Raw genomic sequence first — 21,705 nt, forward strand, 5'->3', positions numbered from 1 at the left:
GGGCTGGGCTTCATGGCGCAAAGTGTCGTCCGTAGTCCCGCCGCGCAGGGATCGGGGTTTACCCGCCCGCCGGTCGCATTCCTGTCGTGATTACGCTTTCCCGCGCGCGCTCCGCCAATATCCCGCACCCAAGGTGGTATAGTCTCGCCCGCTGCCGGCCCCTTGCGGGACGCGCATCGCCCGAGTGGTGAAATTGGTAGACACAAGGGACTTGAACAAATTTGAGCCCTCTGGAGGAAACTCCAAAGGTGAAGCCCGTCAAACTCGGCGAAGGCCCTGGACCCGTTCCGCGCTAACGCCGAGCCAAGCCCCGATGCATATCGGGGAAGGTGTAGAGAGCAGACGGCGGGCACCTAAGGCCGAGAAGGCTATGGTGAAGGCGTGCTCCAGACCACGAACAGCAAGCCTGTGCTGGCGGCGAAAGCCGAAGTGGTAAGAAAATCCCTCGGCCTCGCGGCCGTACCGGTTCGATTCCGGTCTCGGGCACCACCCCTCGCATTCCCCTCCCGCTGGACAAATCCCACGCCAACACGGCAAGCTTGGATACCCCAGAGGCGCCACCCCGCGCCTCCCGTCATGCCGGGAGCCGTGCATGTGTTCGCACTATCAGACGCTCAAAGACGCTGAACTGCTGCTGCAGAAATTTGGCGTGCGCGCCAAACCCGCCGCGATTGGCAAATACGATATGTGGCCCCGCTATGAAGGGCTGTTCGTGCGGCGTCCGCCCGAACATGACGCCGGCGACGACGCCGTTCCTGAGCGTGAGGCCACCGCGGGCCGCTGGGGTCTGATCAGCGCCGTGACGCGCTCGGGTGGCCTGGAACGCGCCAGCAAGCTTTCCACCTTCAACGCCCGCGCGGAGACGGCCGCGGGCTCGTACACCTTCGGCAACGCCTGGCGGCGCGCGCAGCATTGCATCATTCCCGCCGACGCGATCTTCGAGCCCGACTGGACGTCCGGCAAGGCCGTGGCCACCCGATTCACCCGTGCCGATGGCAAGCCGCTAGGCATTGCGGGCCTGTGGGACCGGTATCGCGATGCGGCGGGGCAATGGCAGGAGAGCTACACCATGCTCACCATCAACGCCGACAACGATCCCCTGTTCAGCCGCTATCACCAGCCCAACACGGAAAAGCGCATGGTGGTCGTCCTGCCCGAAGGCGCCTACGGCGACTGGCTGACCGCCTCTGCAGCCCACAGCCGCGAAATGCTGGTTCCGTTTCCGGCGGACATGCTGACGGCCACGCCCATGGCGTGAATTTGCCGCGGCGCCTCGCCCGGCAGAACACGGAAAAAACCACTATTCTTCTGCCTCGCCTCTTATTTCCCCGCCCGCCCGGCGGCCATCGGCGCACGGCTGGTGCGCGCGTCCCGGGACGGCGATTGAACCGATCTTGACCTCCCTTCCCGCTTCTCCCCCGTTCATCGTTCTGGACGCGTGCGTCCTCATGTCCGGCATCCTGCGCCGGCTGTTGCTGCGCCTGGCCGACGCCGGCGTGTTCCAGCCCGTGTGGACCGAGCGCATCGGCGAGGAATGGCGCCGCAACGCCTGCCGCATCTGGGACATACCGCCGGAGGTGATGGCCGAATTCTGGGCGGACATGAACGCGCGGTTTCCGGCAGCCATGGAATCGGACACGCAGATCTATGAGGCGTCGCTGCGCTATAGCGATCCCAAGGATTTTCACGTGATCGCGGCTGGGCTCGCGCGGCGTGCGCGCTGCGGGCTGCCTCGGACGCCAATCGTGCAGGTGCTGACGTGGAATCTGAAGGATTTCAACCGCTCCGAGCTGCGCCGGCAGGGCCTGGACGTCTACAACCCCGACCGGATGCTGGTGCAGTGGTGGCAGGCGGGGTCTGAAAACATGCAGGCCGCCATTGCCCAGATTCCCGCCGACTACGTCGCGCTCGGCCGCGAGCCGGAGCCCTTGGCGGCGACCCTGCATCGGGAACGCCTGTACGGCCTGAAGAATCTGGTGGCCCGGCAATAAAAAGGGGCCTGGCCGGCTTGCGCCGAACCAGACCCGGAGCCAACCGTTACCAAACCGTCAATCGACCTCGACGAAAGCCTCTTCGCGCTTCTTACGCAGCGCGGGCAATGCCACCAGCACCAGCAGGATCGCGGCAAGCGCGAGCAGCGTGGCCGACAACGGGCGCGTGACGAAGGTGGAGAACTCTCCGCGCGACAGCAAAAGCGCCCGGCGGAAGTTCTCTTCCATCATGGGTCCCAGCACCAGGCCAAGCAGCAGCGGCGCGCCTTCACAACCCAGCTTGCTCCACACGTAGCCGATGATGCCGAAGATGGCGAACATGAATATGTCGAAGGCGTTGTAGTTCAGTGAATACACCCCGATCGTGCAGAAGACCAGGATCGCGGGGAACAGCATGCGGTAAGGCACGCGCAGCAGCTTCACCCAGATGCCGATCAGCGGCAGGTTCAGCACCACCAGCATCAGGTTGCCGATCCACATCGAAGCGATCAGGCCCCAGAACAGTTCGGGGTGACTGGACATGACCTGCGGCCCCGGCTGGATGTTGTGGATGGTCATCGCACCCACCATCAGCGCCATCACCGCGTTGCCCGGGATGCCCAGGGTCAGCAACGGAATGAAAGAGGTCTGCGCGCCCGCGTTGTTGGCGGATTCGGGACCGGCCAGCCCGGCGGGATGGCCCTTGCCGAAGCGCTGCGGCTCTTTCGAGAGCTTCTTTTCCAGCGTGTAGGACGCAAAGGCTGACAGGACGGAACCGCCGCCCGGCAGGATGCCCAGCGCCGAACCCAGCGCCGTGCCGCGCACGATGGCGGGCGCGGCCTCGCGGAATTCCTGGCGGCTGGGATACAGCGAACCCACCTTGTCGGTGATCTCGACCCGGTTCTCCTTGAGTTCCAGGTTGCTCATGATTTCCGACAGCCCGAAGACGCCCATGGCCACGATGGCGAAGTCGATGCCGTCCTGCAGTTCGGGGATGCTGAAGTCGTAGCGCGCAACGCCCGAGTTCACGTCCGTGCCCACCATGCCCAGCAGCAGCCCCAGCAGGATCATGCAGATCGCCTTGGGCAGCGAGCCGGACGCCAGCACCACGGCGCCGATCAGGCCCAGCGCCATCAGCGAGAAGTATTCGGCCGGGCCGAATGCGAACGCCACTTCGGCCAGCGGCGGCGCAAAGGCGGCGATCAGCACGGTGGCGACGCTGCCCGCGAAGAACGAGCCGATGGCGGCCAGCGACAGCGCGGCGCCCGCCCGTCCGTTACGCGCCATCTGGTGCCCGTCCAGCACGGTCACCACCGCCGAGGTCTCGCCCGGCAGGTTCACCAGGATGGCGGTCGTCGACCCGCCGTACTGCGTGCCGTAGTAGATGCCGGCCAGCATGATGAGGCCGGCCGTGGGCGGCAGCACGTAGGTGATGGGCAGCAGCATGGCGATGGTCGGCACGGGACCCAATCCCGGCAGCACCCCGACCAGCGTGCCCAGCAGGCAGCCGATGAATGCGTAAGTCAGGTTTTCGGGGGTGAAGGCCACCGAAAAACCCAGCATCAGGTTTTGAAGCAATTCCATGTCCAGTCCCTCAGTTGGTCAGCACGCTGGGCCACAGCGGAAAGATCAAGCCCAACCCGCGGATGAACGCGAGGTAAGAGAACGCCACGAGAAAGAGGCCGTTGGCGACGGCGACCTTCCAGTTGAATTCGTGGCTGGCGACGCTGCTGATCAGGACGAGCAGGAATACCGAGAGGTACAGGCCGAGATAGCGCAGGGAAAAGCCGTACAGGAACACGGACCCGACGACGAGAAAAAGGATGCGGAAGTCATAGCGGCCGATGGTCGTGGTCTCGGCGCGGGGGGACAAGGCGCTCATCAGCACCGTCGCGCCCATCAGCGCCAGCACGATGCCGAGCCAGAACGGAAAGTAGCCAGGGCCCATGCGCGCCGCGGTTCCCATGGAATACGTGGTCGCCTGCAGGGCGAAGCCTCCTCCCACCACGATGAACATCACGCCAGACCAGAAATCCTGTCTGTTTCTTATCAATCTGCTTTCTCCCTAATTCGTCGCGCCAGGAAAATCAGGATTTCAGGCGCGAGCATTTCTCTTTCCACGCAGCCGCTTCAACCACGGCAACGACATGAACGCGGGATATTAAATCGTAGAACGACATATCTCATATCGGTAGGAACCATGACTTTCTTCGGGATATCCCGCGACCATGCAATGGACACATTTCGTCCAAATCAAAGGCGGAAGCGCCGCTGAAATCGCAGAAATTCTCTTGAAAAACTGTTTTTTCGCGGAAGTTGGCGCTGGCGGGAAAAGTTCCACGTCGGATCACACAGTGGCCGTCGGGAAATATGCAGATGCATTTTTTTGAAAGGGACGGTTCCGAATCGTCCATCGGCCGGGTCTCAGGACAGCAGACGCAGAGCCTTGAAGGGGCAACCTTAATCCGACCACGCAAGAAAAATCGCTCTGGCCGAAAACTCGACCGGAGCGACAGATTCACGACAGCAGATTGAAAGCTTCGATGGCGGCCGCAGGCTGCCGGGCAGGTCAGTGGTCGTGGTTACTGGCGGCAAACCCGGCCGCGTTCAGAATGTCGATCACTTCCTGGATGTGCTCGGGGCCACGCGTCTGCAGCACGAAATCCACCTCCACATTGCGCACCGGCAGAGACGTGAACGCCCGCTGGTGATGCACTTCGGTGATGTTGGCCTGCGCGTCGGCGATCAGTTTGGTGGCGTGGGCCAGGGCCCCGGGCAGATCGCGCAGATCGACGCGGATGCGCGCCAGGCGCCCGGCGCGCACCATGCCGCGCTCGATCAGTTCGCCCAGCATCAGCGGATCGATATTGCCGCCCGTCAGCACCAGTCCGATGCGCTTGCCCTTGTAGCGGTCACTACCCTCTTCTTGCGCGCGCAGCAAGGCGGCCAGGCCCGCGGCGCCGGCGCCTTCCACGACGGTCTTTTCGATTTCCAGCAACACGACGATGGCGTGTTCGATGTCCGCCTCGCTGACGAGCTCTACGCGGTCGACCAGCCTGCGCACGACGGGCAGCGTCAGGTCGCCGGGCGATTTGACGGCGATGCCCTCGGCGATGGTGTATTGCCCCGGCGGCATGGTGACGCCCTTGACGGCCGCGTACATGGCCGGAAAGCGCTCGGTCTGCACGCCTACGATCTCGATGGCGGGATTCACGGCCTTGGCGGCCGTGGAGATGCCGGAGATCAGCCCGCCGCCGCCGATGGCGATGACCAGGGTGTCGAGCTCGGGCTGGTCTTCCAGCATTTCCAGCGCGACGGTGCCCTGCCCGGCCATGACGGCTTCGTCGTCATAGGGGTGAATCATGATGAGTCCGCGTTCGCGGGCCAGTTCGTAGCCTCGCGCCTTGGCGTCATCGAAGGTGTCGCCCGCCAGCACGACCTCGGCGCCGAAACGCCGCGTGTTGGCGACCTTCACCGTCGGCGTGAAGCGCGGCATGACGATCACCGCTGGCACGCCCATGCGCTGCGCGTGGTAGGCCACGCCCTGCGCGTGGTTGCCCGCCGATACCGCGATAACTCCCTTGGCGCGCTCCTCGTCCGACAGCGTGAGCATGCGGTTCAGCGCACCGCGCTCCTTGAAGGACGCCGTGAACTGTAGGTTCTCGAATTTCAGCCAGATCTCGGCGCCGAAGATATCGGACAGGGTGCGGGACAGGGTGAACGGGGTCTTCAGGACCTGCCCGCGCAGGTTTTCGCGGGCGGCCTGGATGGATGCGATGTCGATCACGATGGAAATCCGGTTAACGCACAGGCAGGAAGTTGAACAGCAAAAGGCCCTGGGCGTAGTTGATGCCGATGCGCCGGGAGTTCTCGCCGAGCAGGTTGGCGATCAGGTCCAGCCGGCCGATGATGGCGCCGAACTCGCGCTCGAAGCTGAGATTGGTGGCGGTCGGGGAAATTTCATTGGCCAGCAGCAGCAATTCGCCCTGGTTGTTGCGGCGCGTGGCCAGCAGCCAGGCCGCGGCCTCGACGTTCCGTGCGGCATTGTAGACCCGCTGGCCGTCCAGGGCGTCAGTCGCATACAGGCGCGTCTTGCCGTTGTGCGCGGCGATGATGGTGTCCGCCAGGCCGTAGATGAAGGCGCCAACCCGGTCGCCCGGATAGTTGGGATCCAGGGCGACCGCCAGGATCTGGATGTCGCGCAGTCCGCTCAGGTCACCGGGCGGTACACGGACTTCAATAGAGTGCTTGACGCGGTTGACCGCCGTGGCCAGGTCCGGCACACCGGTCTTGCGCCATTCCCGCGGATTGCGGCGGTACAGCTTGTCCAGCAGCGAATACAGGCTGGTCAGGTTGTCGCGTACCTCGAGCGTGACGGTGCGGTTGAAGTCCGTTTGCGCGAACTGGTCCGCCGTCATGTCCTCGCCCTTGGGGCCGCGCTGGCCCGGCCCGGGGGGCGACATGCAGCCCGTCAACAACGCAGCCAACAGCGCTGCGGTGACTGCGGTTATCGGCCACGCCGTCATGCCTTGCTCATCCGTATGCCCCCTTCGACCAAGCGTGAAGCGCGCCGCTGCACCCGGCGGCGCGTCTCTCGCGCAAGACTTTACAGGAAGGCGGGCGAACTGGGGAGCAGCGGACCGTCCCACATCCTTGCTGCGGCAAAAGGCAAAAAAATACGGCGCCTTGCGGCGCCGTATTTCAATCAGAAGGCTGCAGGCTTATTCAGCTTGCGGTTCCGACTGGGGAGCAGCTTCGGGAGCGGCAGCGGCTTGCTGCTGCTCGATGCCGCCGATCGCCTTGATGGACAGGCGCAGACGGCCCTTGTCGTCGGCCTCGATGACCTTGACGCGGACTTGCTGGCCGACCTTCAGCACATCGTTGATGTTCGCGATGCGGTAGTTGGCGATTTCGGAGATGTGCAGCAGACCGTCGCGGCCAGGCAGCACTTGCACGATGGCGCCGAAGTCCAGCAGACGCAGGACCGAGCCTTCGTAGATCTGGCCCACTTCGACATCGGCGGTCAGTTCGACGATGCGGCGCTGGGCTTCCTTGGCCTGCGCTTCATCGACGCTGGCGATCACGATCGTGCCGTCGTCGGAGATGTCGATCTGCGTGCCGGTTTCTTCGGTCAGCGCGCGGATGGTGGCGCCGCCCTTGCCGATCACGTCGCGGATCTTCTCGGGGTTGATCTTGATGGTCAGCATGCGCGGCGCGAACGCCGACAGCTCACCGCGCGAACCGTCCAGGGCGTCCTTCATCTTGCCGAGGATGTGCAGACGGCCTTCGCGGGCCTGGTCCAGCGCAACCTGCATGATTTCCTTGGTGATGCCCTGGATCTTGATGTCCATCTGCAGTGCGGTGACGCCGTTTTCGGTGCCCGCAACCTTGAAGTCCATGTCGCCCAGGTGATCTTCGTCGCCCAGGATGTCCGTCAGCACGGCGAACTTGCCGCCGTCCAGGATCAGACCCATGGCCACGCCGGCCACGTGATCCTTGACCGGCACGCCGGCGTCCATCATGGCGAGCGAACCGCCGCAGACCGAGGCCATCGACGAGGAGCCGTTGGATTCGGTGATTTCCGACACGAGGCGAATCGTGTACTGGAAGTCTTCGGGCGCCGGCAGCAGCGGCACCAGCGAACGCTTGGCCAGACGGCCGTGGCCGATTTCGCGGCGCTTCGGCACGCCGATGCGGCCGGTTTCGCCGGTGGCGAACGGAGGCATGTTGTAGTGCATCATGAAGCGGTCACGGTATTCACCCATGAGCGCGTCGATGATCTGTTCGTCTTGCTTGGTGCCCAGCGTGGCCACGACCAGCGCCTGGGTTTCACCACGGGTGAACAGGGCGCTGCCGTGCGCGCGGGGCAGCACGCCCAGACGCACGCTGATCGGACGGACGGTGCGGGTGTCGCGGCCGTCGATGCGCGGTTCGCCGTTCAGGATCTGGCCGCGGACGATGGCCGATTCCAGCGAGAACATGATGTTGTCGACGGTGACGGCGTCCGGCAGCGGCTCGCCCTTTTCGGCGGCGGCAGCGGCCAGCTTGGCCGACACGTCAGCCGACACTTCACGCAGCTTGGTCGTGCGGGCCTGCTTTTCACGGATCTGGTAGGCGGCGTTCAGGCCGTCCTGGGCAGCGGCGGTGACCGCGGCGATCAGGGCCTCGTCCTTGGCGGGAGCCTGCCAGTCCCAATCGGGCTTGCCGGCGTCCTTCACGAGTTCGTGAATGGCGTTGATGACGGTCTGCATTTGCTGGTGGCCGTAGACCACGCCGCCCAGCATGACTTCCTCGGACAGCTGGTCAGCTTCCGATTCGACCATCAGCACGGCGTTTTCCGTACCGGCGACAACCAGGTTCAGCTTGGACGACTTCAGGTCCGATGCGGTCGGGTTGATGGTGTATTGACCATCGATGTAGCCCACGCGCGCGGCGCCGATCGGGCCGTTGAACGGGATGCCCGAGATGGCCAGCGCGGCGGAGGCGCCGATCATGGCGGCGATGTCGGGATCGATTTCAGGATTGACCGACAGCGTGTGCAGAACCACCTGGACTTCGTTGTAGAAGTCTTCGGGGAACAGCGGACGCAGGGGACGGTCGATCAGGCGCGAGGTCAGCGTTTCCTTTTCGGACGGCTTGCCTTCGCGCTTGAAGAACCCACCCGGAATACGGCCGGCGGCGTAGGTCTTTTCGATGTAGTCGACGGTCAGCGGGAAGAACGTCTGACCCGGCTTGGCCTTCTTGGAAGCCACGACAGTGGCCAGGACGACGGTGTCCTCGATCGACACCACAACGGCGCCGGAGGCCTGGCGAGCGATTTCGCCAGTTTCCAGGACGACCGTGTGCTGGCCGTACTGGAACGATTTAGTCACTTTGTTGAACATGACGATTATTCCTTACAAATGAAAAACCGTGGCCGCTGCGACATGCGTCGCACCGACCACGGTTGCGTCATGGGGAGCCAGCCCCGTCGATCACTTGCGCAGACCGAGTTTTTCGATCAGTGCGCGGTACGAATCGGGATTGCGGCCCTTGAGATAGTCGAGCAGCTTGCGACGACGGCTGACCATACGCAGCAGACCGCGGCGCGAGTGATGATCCTTCATGTGTTCTTTGAAGTGACCGGTCAACTCGTTGATACGGGCGGTGAGCAGAGCCACCTGAACTTCGGGGGAGCCGGTATCGCCCTGAGCGCGTTGGAATTGCGCAACGATATCGGATTTCTTGATGTCAGCTACAGACATTGATGACCTCTTCGGACATGCGACAGGGCCGAGGCGCCCTGACGTGGTTTGGAAAAAATTTGCGCGAGCCAGGCTTGAATTCGCTTTCTCACTGCTGCCATTGGCGGGATCGGGCAGGACCGGCACATAAGGCATATCGCCATGTTGCGGGTACTGCGACAAGCCGCCAGCGGCTGGCGCAAAGTATCTTGCAGAATCAATACATTTGATAAAGCTCGGCGATTATAGCTGATTCGCTAGAATTACCCCAGCAACGAGACTGGACCCGGCCCATGGCCGGCCAAGGCGGCAACGCCCACCCGAAGGAGCAAGGACATGATCCGCCATTACAGAACGGTCCGCGTGGCCGTAGCATCGATCGCGCTGGCCGGGCTGGCCGCCTGCGCCAACATGGCCGAGGTGCCGCCCGGCTCTCCGCTTTCGCAGGTCCAGGCCCAGTTCGGCAACCCCAATTTCGAGTGCCCGCTGGCCGACGGCGGCCGGCGCGTGATCTGGACGCAGCAGCCCATGGGCCAGTACGCCTGGGGCGCCAACGTCAGTCCCGACGGACGGATCGACCGCGTGCTGCCGCTGCTGACCGACGCGCACTTCAAGGTGCTGGAGACGGGAGATTGGGGGCCGGATCGCGTGCGCTGCGAATTCGGACCGCCCGCCCGCATCGATCAGGCCGGCCTGGGCGAAAAGCGCGAAGTCGTCTGGTCGTACCGCTACCGGGAAAACAGCGTGTGGAATTCGCTGATGTACGTCTACATGAGCCGCGACGGCAGCAAGGTGACCCACTTCCACCCCGGGCCGGACCCCATGTACGACGACGACCGGTTCAACTGGTGGTAGCACCGCCAGAACAAAAAACCCGCCAATCTTGCGATGGCGGGTTTTTTCTTGGCGGTGCCTGGACGTCAGGACGAATGACCCCGGCGCTCCTGCTGCAGACGGCGCACCTTGTTCCAGCGCCACAGCCAGGTGACCCAGCCCGACAGCCCGTAAAGCACGAACAGCCCGAACAGCACGACGGGAGGATCGCTGGATACGAACACGAACACCGCGACCACGAGCAGGATGCCCCAGAACGGCACGCTGCGGCCCAGGGCGAAGCTCTTGCCGCTGAAGAACGGCGCGTTCGACACCATGGTGATGCCGGCGTACATGGTCAGCGTGAACGCCACCCAGGCCATCAGGCTGTCATGGATGGGCAGCTTGTTGTCCACGGCCAGCCAGACAAACCCCGCCACCAGCGCGGCCGCGGCCGGACTGGGCAGGCCCTGGAAGAAACGTTTGTCCACGACGGCGATGTTGGTGTTGAAGCGCGCCAGACGCAGCGCCGCGCCCGAGACGTAAACAAAAGCCGCCAGCCAGCCCCAGCGACCCAGGTCGTTCAGAATCCATTCGTACATGACCAGCGCCGGCGCCACGCCGAACGACGTCATGTCGGACAGCGAGTCGTATTGCTCGCCGAATGCGGACTGCGTGTTGGTCAGCCGGGCCACCCGGCCGTCCATGCCGTCCAGCACCATGGCGACAAAAATGGCGATGGCGGCGACTTCGAAGCGGTCGTTCATGGCCTGCACAACGGCGTAGAACCCGGCAAACAAAGCAGCGGTGGTGAACGCGTTGGGGAGCAGGTAAATGCTCCGGTGGCGGTTCTCGGAATCGCGCATGGAAAAATTGGGCATGGTCTCAATAACTTACGTCGGACTTTGAAAGGTTAACCTATCTGGCCCTGCTTGCGGGTCATAGCAAGGATCGTGCCCGGCCCCAATTGGCGCCAAAGGGCCCAAATGGCCGCAAAAAGGCCAAAAATAAGAAAAAAGCGGCATGCCCTTGAAAGGCATGCCGCTTCGATCCTGACCGGCGGGGCCACGCCCCGCCTGCCCAGGGGATCAGTTCTTGGACTTGTCCACCAGCTTGTTGGCAGCGATCCAGGGCATCATGGCGCGCAGCTTGCCGCCCACTTGCTCGATCTGCGATTCCGCATTGATGCGGCGGCGCGAGGTCAGCGTCGGGGCGCCGGCGGCGTTTTCCAGGATGAACTTCTTGGCGTATTCGCCGGTCTGGATGTCCGTCAGGCACTGGCGCATGGCCTTGCGGGTTTCGTCCGTGACGATCTTCGGACCCGTTTCGTACTCGCCGAATTCGGCGTTGTTCGAAATCGAGTAGTTCATGTTGGCGATGCCGCCTTCGTAGATCAGGTCGACGATCAGCTTCAGCTCGTGCAGGCACTCGAAGTAAGCCATTTCGGGCGCGTAGCCCGCTTCCACCAGCGTGTCGAAACCGGCCTTGATCAGTTCGACGGTACCGCCGCACAGCACGGCCTGTTCGCCGAACAGGTCGGTTTCGGTTTCTTCGCGGAAGTTGGTTTCGATGATGCCGGCACGGCCGCCGCCGTTGGCGCTGGCGTACGACAGGGCCACGTCACGCGCGGCGCCCGACTTGTCCTGGTACACGGCCACCAGGTGGGGCACGCCGCCGCCCTGCTTGTACGTGTTGCGCACCGTGTGGCCGGGGGCCTTCGGGGCGATCATGATGACGTCGATGTCTTCGCGCGGCACGACTTGGCCGTAGTGCACGTTGAAGCCGTGGGCAAACGCCAGGGCGGCGCCCGCCTTGATGTTGCCGTGGACTTCGTTGTTGTAGACCGAGGCGATGTTCTCGTCGGGCAGCAGCATCATGACGATGTCGGCCGACTTGACGGCTTCCGCGACTTCCTTGACTTCCAGGCCGGCGTTGGCGGCCTTGTTCCACGAAGCGCCGCCCTTGCGCAGGCCGACGATGACCTTCACGCCCGACTCATGCAGGTTCAGCGCGTGCGCGTGACCTTGCGAACCGTAGCCGATGATGGCAACGGTCTTGCCTTTGATGAGGGACAGATCGCAGTCTTTGTCGTAGAAAACTTTCATGTTGTGCTCCAGATTCCAGTATTTGGATATTCGTTTGATTCAGATGTAGGGTGAGGCAGGCCTGGAAGGCCGGTCAAATCTTCAAAATCCGTTCACCGCGTCCGATGCCGGACACGCCGGTGCGTACGGTTTCAAGGATGGCACTGCGGTCCAGGGCCTCGAGGAAGGCCTGTACTTTTTCCTGCACCCCGGTCAATTCGATGGTGTAGGACTTGTCGGTGACGTCAATGATGCGGCCGCGGAAGATATCCGCCATGCGCTTCATTTCCTCGCGTTCCTTGCCAACGGCGCGCACCTTCACGAGCATCAGCTCGCGCTCGATGTGGGCGCCTTCGGTCAGGTCCACCACCTTTACGACATCGACCAGGCGGTTCAAATGCTTGGTGATCTGTTCGATGACTTCGTCCGAACCGGTCGTGACGATGGTCATGCGCGACAGCGTGGAATCCTCGGTGGGCGCCACGGTCAGGGTTTCGATGTTGTAGCCCCGCGCCGAAAACAGGCCCACCACGCGAGACAGCGCGCCGGGTTCGTTTTCGAGGAGGACGGAAATCACGTGCTTCATTGCGGGGCCTCCTTACAGGTCTTCAGAGCCGAGCAGCATTTCAGTCAGCCCGCGGCCGGCCTTGACCATCGGCCACACGTTTTCGGTGCGGTCGGTGATGAAGTCCAGGAAGACCAGGCGCTCCTTGTGCTTGCCAAACGCTTCGCGCAGCGCCGGTTCGACGTCGGCCGGGCGTTCGATGCGCAGGCCCACGTGGCCATAGGCTTCGGCGACCTTGACGAAATCGGGCAGCGAATCCATGTACGACTCGGAATAGCGCGAGCCGTAGTCGATCTGCTGCCATTGGCGCACCATGCCGAGGAACCGGTTGTTCAGGCAGACGATCTTGGGCGTCAGGCGATACTGGTGGCAGGTCGACAGTTCCTGGATGTTCATCTGGATCGAGGCCTCGCCGGTGATCACGGCGATGTCCTTGCCCGGATTGGCCATCTGCACGCCCATGGCGTACGGCAGGCCCACACCCATGGTGCCCAGGCCGCCGGAGTTGATCCAGCGGCGCGGCTTGTCGAACTTGTAATACTGGGCGGCCCACATCTGGTGCTGGCCGACGTCCGAGGTGACGAAGGCGTCGCCGCCGGTCACTTCCCAGAGCTTTTCCACCACGTACTGCGGCTTGATGACTTCGTCCGAGTTGGCGAACTTCAGGCATTCCTTGCCGCGCCACGTCTCGACCTGGTCCCACCATTTGGCGAGCGAGGCCGGCTTGTGCTCGCCGGCGGCGATCTCGAACTGCGCGCTGAGATCGGCCAGGACGTCCTTGACGTTGCCCACGATCGGGACATCCACGCGCACGCGCTTGGAGATCGACGAGGGATCGATGTCGATGTGAATGATCTTGCGGGCGTTCTGGGCGAAATGCTTGGGATTGCCGATCACGCGGTCATCGAAACGGGCGCCGATGGCAAGCAGCACATCACAGTGCTGCATGGCCATGTTGGCCTCGTACGTGCCGTGCATGCCGGGCATGCCCACGAATTGGCCGCTGCTGGCCGGATAGCCGCCCAGACCCATCAGGGTGCTGGTGCAGGGCGCGCCCAGTTGCGTCACGAGCTTGTTGAGCTCGGGCGCGGCGTTCGACAGGATGACGCCGCCGCCGGTGTAGATCATGGGGCGCTCGGCCGCCAGCAGCATCTGCACGGCTTTCTTGATTTGTCCCTGATGGCCCTTGTTGACGGGCGCGTAGGAACGCATCGAGATCTCGCCCTTGGGCGGCACGTACTTGCACTGCGCGACGGTGATGTCCTTGGGGATATCCACCAGCACGGGGCCGGGACGGCCCGTGCGCGCAATGTAGAACGCGCGGCGCATGGTTTCGGCCAGGTCCTTCACGTCGCGCACGAGGAAGTTGTGCTTGACGCAGGGACGCGTGATGCCGACGGTGTCGCACTCCTGGAAGGCGTCCTCGCCAATGGCCGCAGTGGGCACCTGCCCGCTGATGATGACCATCGGTATGGAGTCCATGTAGGCGGTGGCAATGCCGGTGACGGCATTGGTCACGCCCGGACCGCTGGTCACGATGCAGACGCCGACCTTTTGCGACGAGCGCGAATAGGCATCGGCCGCGTGCACGGCAGCTTGCTCGTGACGAACCAGGATATGCTGGAATTTGTCTTGCTTGAAGATTGCGTCGTAGATGTAGAGCACCGCGCCGCCAGGGTAGCCGAAAACGTGTTCCACGCCTTCTTCGGCCAGGCAGCGCACGACGATATCGGCGCCATTCATTTCCATGTTGTAGTTCCTTTCAAAACCGGCCCTGCAACCCTGACTGCTGCGCGCCCGGATACGGCGGCAACTGAACCCATACCGGCTACGACAACATGATCCGGCGCTTAGCGGCTCACGGAGCCACGCCACCCGGACACCTTGCCGACCCGGCACACGCTCGACAGAACGCAGTGCAAACGCCCCTGGGGGACGCTGGAGGTCGAAATGGAAGCCTTGGCAACACACGCTTGTGGCGCGGCCAACGGCAGGTGAGACTTGCTGCACAACGGCTGGGATGTGACCCTGGCCGTTCGCATCAACGCTCCGGTATCGGATAGGCAGACCGAAGCAAGTGGAGCAATTTACCGCGTTGCGTCAACGGTGGCAAATCGGCTTTTGCCGACCGTTGCTTGGAGGGTTCGGTAACTATCCGGCCCCAAAACCCGCGATGGCCTCTCTATACTTGTTGCGTCGTCCAGAACCGAGCCGCCGCCCATGGATTTACGCATTGCCAGCATTCGCCGCTTCCTCTACAGCCACTACTTCTTCGGAGGGGTGCGCCAGGGGGTCGGCATGCTGTTGCCCGTGCTGGTGCTGGGCGGCATCTTCGGCAATTACACGACTGGACTGGTGGCGACCTTCGGCGCTCAATGCCTGGCGATCATCGACCAGCCGGGCGGCCCGCAGCGGCACCGCACCAACGAAATGCTGGGCGGGGCGGCGCTGGGCACGATCACCGTCATCATCACGGGGCTGGCGTCCTCGCATCCGGTGCTGATCTGGCTGGCGGTCATTGCGCAGTGCTTCGTCTATTCGATGTTCACGGTGTTCGGCAAGCGCGGCGGCCTGATCGGCTTTGCGGGCCTCCTGCTGATGACGCTGACCATGCACTCGCCGCTGGCGCCGCACGAGGTGCTGGCCCATGCCGCCGCCACGCTGGGCGGCGCTTTGTTCTATGTGATGTTCAGCCTGGGGTTTTCGCGCCTGTTCTGGCTGCGCGAAGAGCAGCAGGCCATGTCGGTGGCGCTGTTTGCCACCGCCGATTATGTGGCGGCGCGCGCGGCGTTCTACGACGAAACCGCCGACCTGGATGAGGCCTATCGCGATCTGATCCAGCGCCAGTCCGTCATGACCGAAAAACATCAGGCCGCGCGCGACATGGTGCTGCGCGCCCTGCCCCGCGGCAAGGGCCTGGGCGACCGCCAGCGCGTGATGATCTGGAACATGTTCGTGGACATGCTGCAACTGCTGGACACGCTGGTCGCCACGCACACAGACTACGCGGCGCTGCGCCGCACGCTGGCCGGCAACGACTGCCTCATGTTCATGCGCGACGCGCTGGTGAAGATGTCGCTGGAACTGAACCGCATCGCGCTGGACGTGTCGCGCGGGCGCAAGGTGCAGTACCGCAGCAGCGCCAAGGCCGAGCTGCGCGCCATCGAATACGAGATCGAGCAGCTCAAGCAGCAGGGGCTGGGCGAACGCGATCCGGAGATGCTGGCGCTCATCATCCAGGTGCTGCGGCGCCTGCGCAATTCGGCGCGCATCGTGGACCGGCTGGCCGACCACACCGCGGCCTCGCCCGATGCCAAGCCCACCGACGTGCTGCGCATCAACAAGTCGCTGACGCGGTTCATTTCGCGCCAGGAATTCCGTTTTGGCCTGTTGACCAGCAACCTGCGGCTGGATTCGCCGCACTTTCGCTACGCCCTGCGCGTGACGGCCGCCGCGGCCATCGCCATGACGCTGGCCAGCCGCTGGCTGTCGCCCGAGTTCTCGGCGCACAACTACTGGATCATGCTGACCATCGTCATCATCATGAAGCCGGGCTTCGCGCTGACGCGCCAGCGCAATGGCTGGCGCCTGACCGGCACCCTGATCGGCTGCATCGCCGCGCTGCTGCTGTTCAACGTGACCGACGAGCCGAGCATCCTCTTCGCCGTCCTGCTGGGCGCCTGCATCATGGGCAACAGCATGGTGCAGCTCAACTACATGGCCAGCGCGATCTTCAACACGCTGTTCGTGGTGCTGGTGTTCCATTTCGTGTCGCCGGGCACCGTGTCCATGTCGGTGATCGGCGAACGCGCCATCGACACGCTGCTGGGATGCGCGCTGGCGCTGGTCTGCAGCTACATCCTGCCGTGGTGGGAGGCGCGCTACCTGAAGCCGCTGGCCTCGGCCGCGACCCGCGCCAACCGTGAGTATCTGCTGGCCGGCCTGCGCTATGTCGAAGCCATGCAAGCGCACGGCGCGCCGGTGGGCGGAGCCGCCGCCGACACGCCCGCCGTCATCGACGCCGACCTGGCCTGGCGCCTGGCGCGCAAAAACGTGCACATCGCCTTCAGCAATTTCGCGGAGGCGTTCTACCGCATGATGAGCGAGCCCAAATCGCATCAGGTCGACGTGCCTGAGCTGAACAATCTGCTGATCCAGAACCATGTGCTGGCCTCGCAGATCACCGCGGCGATTCCCATTCTGGCGGCGCTGCCCGCCACGCCCGAGCCGGTCCGGCAGGCGCTGGACGGCATGACCGTCCTGCTGGATGAGAACACCCCGCGCGTGCCGCTGGACCTGCCCACGCAGTTCGACACTGCGGGCGATCAGGCCGCGCTGGTCTATCCCGTGAAGCAGATGCTCAAGGCCACCCACATGATCCGCCAGGAATTGCAGGCGCTGGCCGATCCGCTCCATACGCCGCCGGTGGCGGCGGCGGCGTCGTAAACGGGATTCGCCGGTTGTGCAGGCGAAAAAAATGCCGGCCAAGCGGAGATGCCAGGCCGGCATTTTTGTGAGGCGACATCCAATCGCGCGCGTGGCGGCGTTGCTTGATTGCGCCGGTGTCAGACACCTGAGCGATACCGCTAAAAGCCGCCGCACCAATTCCAGGGTGTCAGACACCTCTCACCAAGTCTCAACCAGGTGTCTGACACCCCAACGAGACAGTCTTCAAGCGACCGCACCGCTTCCGGGGTGTCTGACACCCTCCCCACCCAGCGACTCCGTCAATCCAGCTTGCGGCGGAACACCAGCTTGTCCGCCGACGACGCCGACGCGTCGTACGCGTAGCCTTGGAGATCAAACCCCTGCAGCCCTTCCGGCTTGGCGACCTTGTGCTGAATGGCGTAGCGCGCCATCAGCCCGCGTGCGCGCTTGGCATGGAAGCTGATGATCTTCCAGGCGCCGTTCTTCCAGTCCTGGAACACGCATTGCACGACCCGTGCCTTCAGGGCCTTCAGGTCGACGGACTTGAAGTATTCCTCGGAAGCCAGGTTGATGATGACTGGTGACTTCTGGCCGGCCTGACGCTCGTTCAGGTAGTCCGCGATGGTGCTGCCCCAGTACTCGTACAGGTTCTTGCCCTTGGGATTCTCCAGACGCGTGCCCATTTCCAGGCGGTACGGCTGCATCAGGTCAAGCGGGCGCAGCACGCCGTACAGGCCGCTGAGGATGGCAACGTGTTCCTGCGCCCAGTCGAGCTGCTTGGCCGACAGGGTGGCGGCGTCCAGGCCTTCGTAGACGTCGCCATTGAAGGCCAGCACGGCCTGGCGCGAGTTGGCCTGCGTGAAGCTGCGCTTCCAGTGCGCGTAGCGCTGGACGTTCAGCTCGGACAGGGCCGGGCTCAGGCTCATGAGTACCGAGATGTCCTCGGCGGTCTTGGTCTTCAGGACCTTGATCAGGCCGGCGGCCTGATCCACGAACATTGGCTGGGTGTGCGTCTCGATGTGCAGCGGCGAGTCGTAGTCCAGCTTCTTGGCGGGGGAAAGCAACAACAGCATTCAGGGTTTCCTTGATTTAGCGCGCCGTCCAGCCGCCGTCGACGGAGATGGTCGTGCCGGTGATTTGCGCGGCGGCGTCCGAGGCCAGGAACACGGCGGTGCCGCCCAGTTGTTCCGGCGTCACGAATTGCAGCGACGGCTGCTTTTCGCTGAGCAGATCGCGGGCCGCGGCTTCCTGGTCCACGCCGTTCTTTTCAGCCAGCGCGGTGATCTGCTTTTCGACGAGCGGGGTGCGCACCCAGCCAGGGCAGATGGCGTTGGCGGTGATGCCCTGCCCGGCCGTTTCCAGCGCCGTGACCTTGGTGAATCCCACGACGCCGTGCTTGGCGGCCACATAGGCCGACTTGCTGGCCGAGGCCACCAGGCCATGCGCGGACGCGATATTGATGATGCGGCCAGAACCCTGCTTCTTCATGTGCGGCAAGGCGGCGGCCGTGCCGTGGAACACGGCGGACAGATTCAGCGCCAGGATGGCGTCCCACTTTTCGGCCGGAAAGTCTTCGATCAACGCGGTGTGCTGGATGCCGGCGTTATTGACCAGGATGTCGATGCGGCCGAGCTGGCGCACCGTGTTCTCGACCAGTTCGCGCACGGCCGAGCCCTTGGAAAGATCCGCCCCGTCGTAGATGACCTTCACACCATGCTTGGCGGCAAGTTCCGCGCGCAGCTTTTCGATTTCAGCCGCATCGCCAAAACCGTTCAGGACGATATCAGCGCCCTGCTGGGCGAAGGCCGTGGCGATACCCAGGCCGATGCCGCTGGTGGAACCGGTGACAAGCGCTACTTTTCCTTTGAGCATGAGCTTTCTCCTGTGAGCTGGCGTGGGGAAAACGAAACGGGCTTCAAGTGTAGCTGCCCGGCAAGGCGCCAATCATGCCATGCCCTTACCCGCTGCGGGGTCAAGCAACGGGGGGCTTGTCCGCTGGGGAGGACGCCTCGGCGTCGGCAGCCGGCGGCGAGTCCGTGACCGGTAAGGCGTCTGTCACAGGCAGGCCCGCCATGCCGCCGTATTTTTCCGGCACGCGTTCCAGCACCTTGATCAGTACCGGCACGACGCCCATCGACACCGCGACGATCACCGACAGCACGTCGCGCTGCTCCAGGTTCACCAGATGGTTGTCCCACGCTTCGTTGAAGATGGCAAAGCTGAACTCGCCGCCCTGGGCCAGCACCAGCGCAAACAGCAGCCGGTGGTAACGGGGCAGCCCAAGGAAGCGCGCGAATCCATAAAGGATGACGGCCTTGACCGCCAGCAGCGCCGCCACGCCCGCGCAGATGAACATCCAATGATTGGCCACAACCTTCAGGTTGATGGACATGCCGATGGCCACGAAGAACAGGCCCAGCAGCAAGCCCTTGAACGGGTCGATCGCCTTTTCCAGTTCGTGCCGGTAGCGCGATTCGGCCATCAGCACGCCCACCAGGAAACCGCCCAGGCCGGCCGACAGGCCTGCGTAGTCGAACAACTGGGCCGCGCCCACCACCATCAGCAGCGCCGCGGCGGTAAAGAGTTCGTTCAATTCCGCCTTGGCCGCCCAGCCCAGAAGACGCAGCCGGTAGGCCAGCGCCACGACCGCCACGGCCACCAGCGCTTCCTTGAAGGACGGCGCGGATGTCCCGTCCGACCCCAGCAAGCCGGCGGCGACCAGCATCGGAATCGCGGCCATGTCCTGGAACAGCAGCACGCCCAGCGCCGAGCGCCCCAGCGGCGTGCGGGTCAACTGGCGCTCGTCCAGGAGCCGCAGCGCCACCGCCGTGGACGACAACGCGAGCGACAGGCCGCACAGCACCGCCGCCTGCCACTCCATGCCCGCCAGGTGCCGCAGCGCCGCGCCGAACACCACCCCCAGCAACAGGCCGCAGACCAGCATCTGCAGGGTGCCCAGGATGAAGACTTCGTTGCGCATCGCCCACAGGCGCTTGGGCGACAGTTCCAATCCGATGATGAACAGCATCATCACGACGCCCCACTGCGAGACGCCGATCATCGTGTCCACGTTCGTGACCAGTTTCAAACACGACGGACCGACCAGCACGCCGGCAATCAGGTAGCCGGGAATGGCGCCCAAACCCAGCCTTTGCGTGACAGGCACGCAAAGCACAGCCGCGAGCAGAAGGATGAGAATGAGGTCCATGGGATGGGCAGAGGGCGGAATGGGGTGAATTCTGGCCAAAGATTGCGCCGACTGAAAGCCGGATGAAACCCGCTGTGGTCCTTTTACCCGTTCTTTTTTCCGCCCCTTTACACAAAAGAAAAAAATCCTGTAGAATTGCGGGCTTCGCTGCTCCGACAACGAAGATCCTTCCGACCAGGGATCTTTAGTGAATGAAAAACTTCACCGCTGCGGAACCCAGCCACGGAGAGGTGGCAGAGTGGTCGAATGTACCTGACTCGAAATCAGGCGTACGGTATCCCCGTACCGTGGGTTCGAATCCCACCCTCTCCGCCAGTATTCAAGCGTCTGGATAATATCTAGGCGCTTTGCAAAGGCCCCGCAAGGGGCCTTTTGCTTTTGGGCTGGCCATAGAGATAACGCAAACCAAAGCCGGCCTAGCCCGAGCCTGCTTAGCCCAAGCCCTCGCCCCATCCCTTCGCCGAACTGCAACCGATTGCAGCAACTGCGTGCGGCCAACGGAGCACCGCGTCCTGAGGCTCATGTCAAAATGTGACCCGCTCGCATTCCGTGCCTCTTCTCATGCGTTCGCGCGCAGATAAAAAGCCCCCATCGACAGCCATAAAAAAGACGGACAGATGAAAACGAAAGCTGCAGTTGTTCTTGCGTCGTTCTTATTGGTGGGTTGTGCAAATGGCGGCTTTGGGCAACACCTGCAGGATGCGGTCATGGGCGCGCTCACAGGGACCCGCTCCAAGCGGCCGTTGGTGTCGCCGGAAGAGATAAGCAAAATGGCGGACTTGGCATGGCCAAACTACCTTGAGGGGTCCTCAATCATGGCAGCGTGCGACGACGCGCGGAGCCAAATGGGGATATGGTTCAGCAACAAAGACAGCGATCTTCAGCAGTGCACCGAGATTCTGGCGATCAGGCTCAGCAAGAAAGCCGAAAAAGAGCGCATTGCGTTGATCCGCGAGAACAAGGCAGAAATCCTGACGATAAGCGAAGCGGCGACAATCTACGACGCGGCCAACGGCCAAGACCTGGCGTATAGCCCCATGCTTCAGCCTGACAATCGCAAATACACGTTCTCAGGTTTTATCGACCAGGGAGAGGGGTTGCACCCGGACCGCTTCCTGATGCGCTCGTCGAATTATCGAAACCATGCATTCGCATACGTGGAAATCGACACCCGAAGCACAAAAATGCCTCCGACCGCGCGCGCTGACGCCGAACTGTTTATCGTGGGGAACTACGTAGGAAACATGCCGTACAAGACTGTCAGAAAGACGGGGCGTGTGATGCCGGTTTTCAAGGCAATTTTCGTCAAAGTCGTGGATTGATTCCGCTCGCGGCATGAATGCATGCGCCCTCCCGCAAAACAAAAAAAAGCCCCGAAATAATCGGGGCTTTTTTCTTCCAGCGTCATTCGCGC

General features: G+C 63.3%; 18 protein-coding genes and 1 tRNA gene. 6 read left to right on the plus strand and 13 right to left on the minus strand.

Annotated features, from left to right (window positions below; translation table 11 throughout):
* Window positions 1-592 precede the first annotated feature (592 nt).
* Both AC6LJW_RS26200 and AC6LJW_RS26205 read left to right on the plus strand, forming a co-directional pair.
* Window positions 593-1,258 (plus strand): SOS response-associated peptidase, encoded by a 666-nt coding sequence (locus AC6LJW_RS26200; RefSeq protein ID WP_056568537.1) that lies wholly within the window; start codon window positions 593-595, stop codon window positions 1,256-1,258.
* A 190-nt stretch (window positions 1,259-1,448) separates the two neighbouring features.
* Window positions 1,449-1,991 carry a PIN domain-containing protein gene (locus AC6LJW_RS26205; protein WP_056568540.1) on the plus strand — a complete coding sequence of 181 codons (543 nt, stop codon included), beginning with the start codon at window positions 1,449-1,451 and terminating at the stop codon, window positions 1,989-1,991.
* A 57-nt stretch (window positions 1,992-2,048) separates the two neighbouring features.
* Here the strand turns inward: AC6LJW_RS26205 and AC6LJW_RS26210 are convergent, their stop codons facing one another.
* From AC6LJW_RS26210 to rpsO, 6 genes are all read right to left on the minus strand, one after another.
* Window positions 2,049-3,554 carry a tripartite tricarboxylate transporter permease gene (locus tag AC6LJW_RS26210; protein WP_056568544.1) on the minus strand — a complete coding sequence of 502 codons (1,506 nt, stop codon included), beginning with the start codon at window positions 3,552-3,554 and terminating at the stop codon, window positions 2,049-2,051.
* Between the two features lie 10 nt (window positions 3,555-3,564).
* Window positions 3,565-3,987 (minus strand): tripartite tricarboxylate transporter TctB family protein, encoded by a 423-nt coding sequence (locus AC6LJW_RS26215; protein WP_056321452.1) that lies wholly within the window; start codon window positions 3,985-3,987, stop codon window positions 3,565-3,567.
* Between the two features lie 552 nt (window positions 3,988-4,539).
* Window positions 4,540-5,757 (minus strand): threonine ammonia-lyase, encoded by a 1,218-nt coding sequence (locus tag AC6LJW_RS26220; protein ID WP_056568547.1) that lies wholly within the window; start codon window positions 5,755-5,757, stop codon window positions 4,540-4,542.
* A gap of 13 nt (window positions 5,758-5,770) precedes the next feature.
* Window positions 5,771-6,496: a hypothetical protein gene (locus AC6LJW_RS26225; protein ID WP_498088706.1), complete on the minus strand. Its 726-nt coding sequence runs from the start codon at window positions 6,494-6,496 to the stop codon at window positions 5,771-5,773.
* Window positions 6,497-6,691: 195 nt separating this feature from the next.
* The gene (gene pnp, locus AC6LJW_RS26230) at window positions 6,692-8,854 is read right to left on the minus strand and encodes a polyribonucleotide nucleotidyltransferase (RefSeq protein ID WP_498088707.1); all 2,163 of its coding nucleotides are present in this window, start codon (window positions 8,852-8,854) and stop codon (window positions 6,692-6,694) included.
* 90 nt (window positions 8,855-8,944) lie between these two features.
* Entirely contained in the window at window positions 8,945-9,214 is a 270-nt protein-coding gene (gene rpsO, locus AC6LJW_RS26235; RefSeq protein WP_006223612.1) for a 30S ribosomal protein S15, read from the minus strand.
* 315 nt (window positions 9,215-9,529) lie between these two features.
* On the opposite strand from rpsO, the gene AC6LJW_RS26240 reads away from it, so the two are divergent.
* On the plus strand, window positions 9,530-10,048 hold the full coding sequence (locus AC6LJW_RS26240; protein WP_498088708.1) for a hypothetical protein: 519 nt from the start codon (window positions 9,530-9,532) through the stop codon (window positions 10,046-10,048).
* Between the two features lie 65 nt (window positions 10,049-10,113).
* On the opposite strand, the gene pssA is transcribed toward AC6LJW_RS26240, so the two are convergent.
* From pssA to AC6LJW_RS26260, 4 genes are all read right to left on the minus strand, one after another.
* On the minus strand, window positions 10,114-10,887 hold the full coding sequence (pssA, locus tag AC6LJW_RS26245) for a CDP-diacylglycerol--serine O-phosphatidyltransferase (RefSeq protein ID WP_105237630.1): 774 nt from the start codon (window positions 10,885-10,887) through the stop codon (window positions 10,114-10,116).
* 207 nt (window positions 10,888-11,094) lie between these two features.
* Window positions 11,095-12,111: a ketol-acid reductoisomerase gene (gene ilvC / locus AC6LJW_RS26250; protein ID WP_056568560.1), complete on the minus strand. Its 1,017-nt coding sequence runs from the start codon at window positions 12,109-12,111 to the stop codon at window positions 11,095-11,097.
* Between the two features lie 73 nt (window positions 12,112-12,184).
* Window positions 12,185-12,676, minus strand: coding sequence for an acetolactate synthase small subunit (ilvN, locus tag AC6LJW_RS26255; protein WP_006223608.1), 492 nt, complete (start codon window positions 12,674-12,676; stop codon window positions 12,185-12,187).
* A gap of 12 nt (window positions 12,677-12,688) precedes the next feature.
* Complete coding sequence (locus tag AC6LJW_RS26260) at window positions 12,689-14,458, minus strand: acetolactate synthase 3 catalytic subunit (protein WP_498088716.1); 1,770 nt, start codon at window positions 14,456-14,458, stop codon at window positions 12,689-12,691.
* A gap of 417 nt (window positions 14,459-14,875) precedes the next feature.
* On the opposite strand from AC6LJW_RS26260, the gene AC6LJW_RS26265 reads away from it, so the two are divergent.
* Entirely contained in the window at window positions 14,876-17,101 is a 2,226-nt protein-coding gene (locus tag AC6LJW_RS26265; RefSeq protein ID WP_056568565.1) for an FUSC family protein, read from the plus strand.
* A 281-nt stretch (window positions 17,102-17,382) separates the two neighbouring features.
* Here the strand turns inward: AC6LJW_RS26265 and yaaA are convergent, their stop codons facing one another.
* From yaaA to AC6LJW_RS26280, 3 genes are all read right to left on the minus strand, one after another.
* Window positions 17,383-18,156, minus strand: coding sequence for a peroxide stress protein YaaA (gene yaaA, locus AC6LJW_RS26270; protein ID WP_498088709.1), 774 nt, complete (start codon window positions 18,154-18,156; stop codon window positions 17,383-17,385).
* 16 nt (window positions 18,157-18,172) lie between these two features.
* Entirely contained in the window at window positions 18,173-18,955 is a 783-nt protein-coding gene (locus AC6LJW_RS26275) for a 3-hydroxybutyrate dehydrogenase (RefSeq protein ID WP_056568571.1), read from the minus strand.
* A 100-nt stretch (window positions 18,956-19,055) separates the two neighbouring features.
* Window positions 19,056-20,291, minus strand: a complete 1,236-nt coding sequence (locus AC6LJW_RS26280; protein ID WP_498088710.1) for a cation:proton antiporter domain-containing protein — start codon at window positions 20,289-20,291, stop codon at window positions 19,056-19,058.
* Between the two features lie 224 nt (window positions 20,292-20,515).
* Here AC6LJW_RS26280 and AC6LJW_RS26285 point away from each other — a divergent pair.
* Window positions 20,516-20,606, plus strand: a tRNA-Ser gene (locus AC6LJW_RS26285).
* Window positions 20,607-20,908: 302 nt separating this feature from the next.
* Window positions 20,909-21,613: a hypothetical protein gene (locus tag AC6LJW_RS26290; RefSeq protein WP_498088711.1), complete on the plus strand. Its 705-nt coding sequence runs from the start codon at window positions 20,909-20,911 to the stop codon at window positions 21,611-21,613.
* Window positions 21,614-21,705: the final 92 nt, after the last annotated feature.

This window comes from Achromobacter sp. 1012554356, assembly GCF_059760815.1.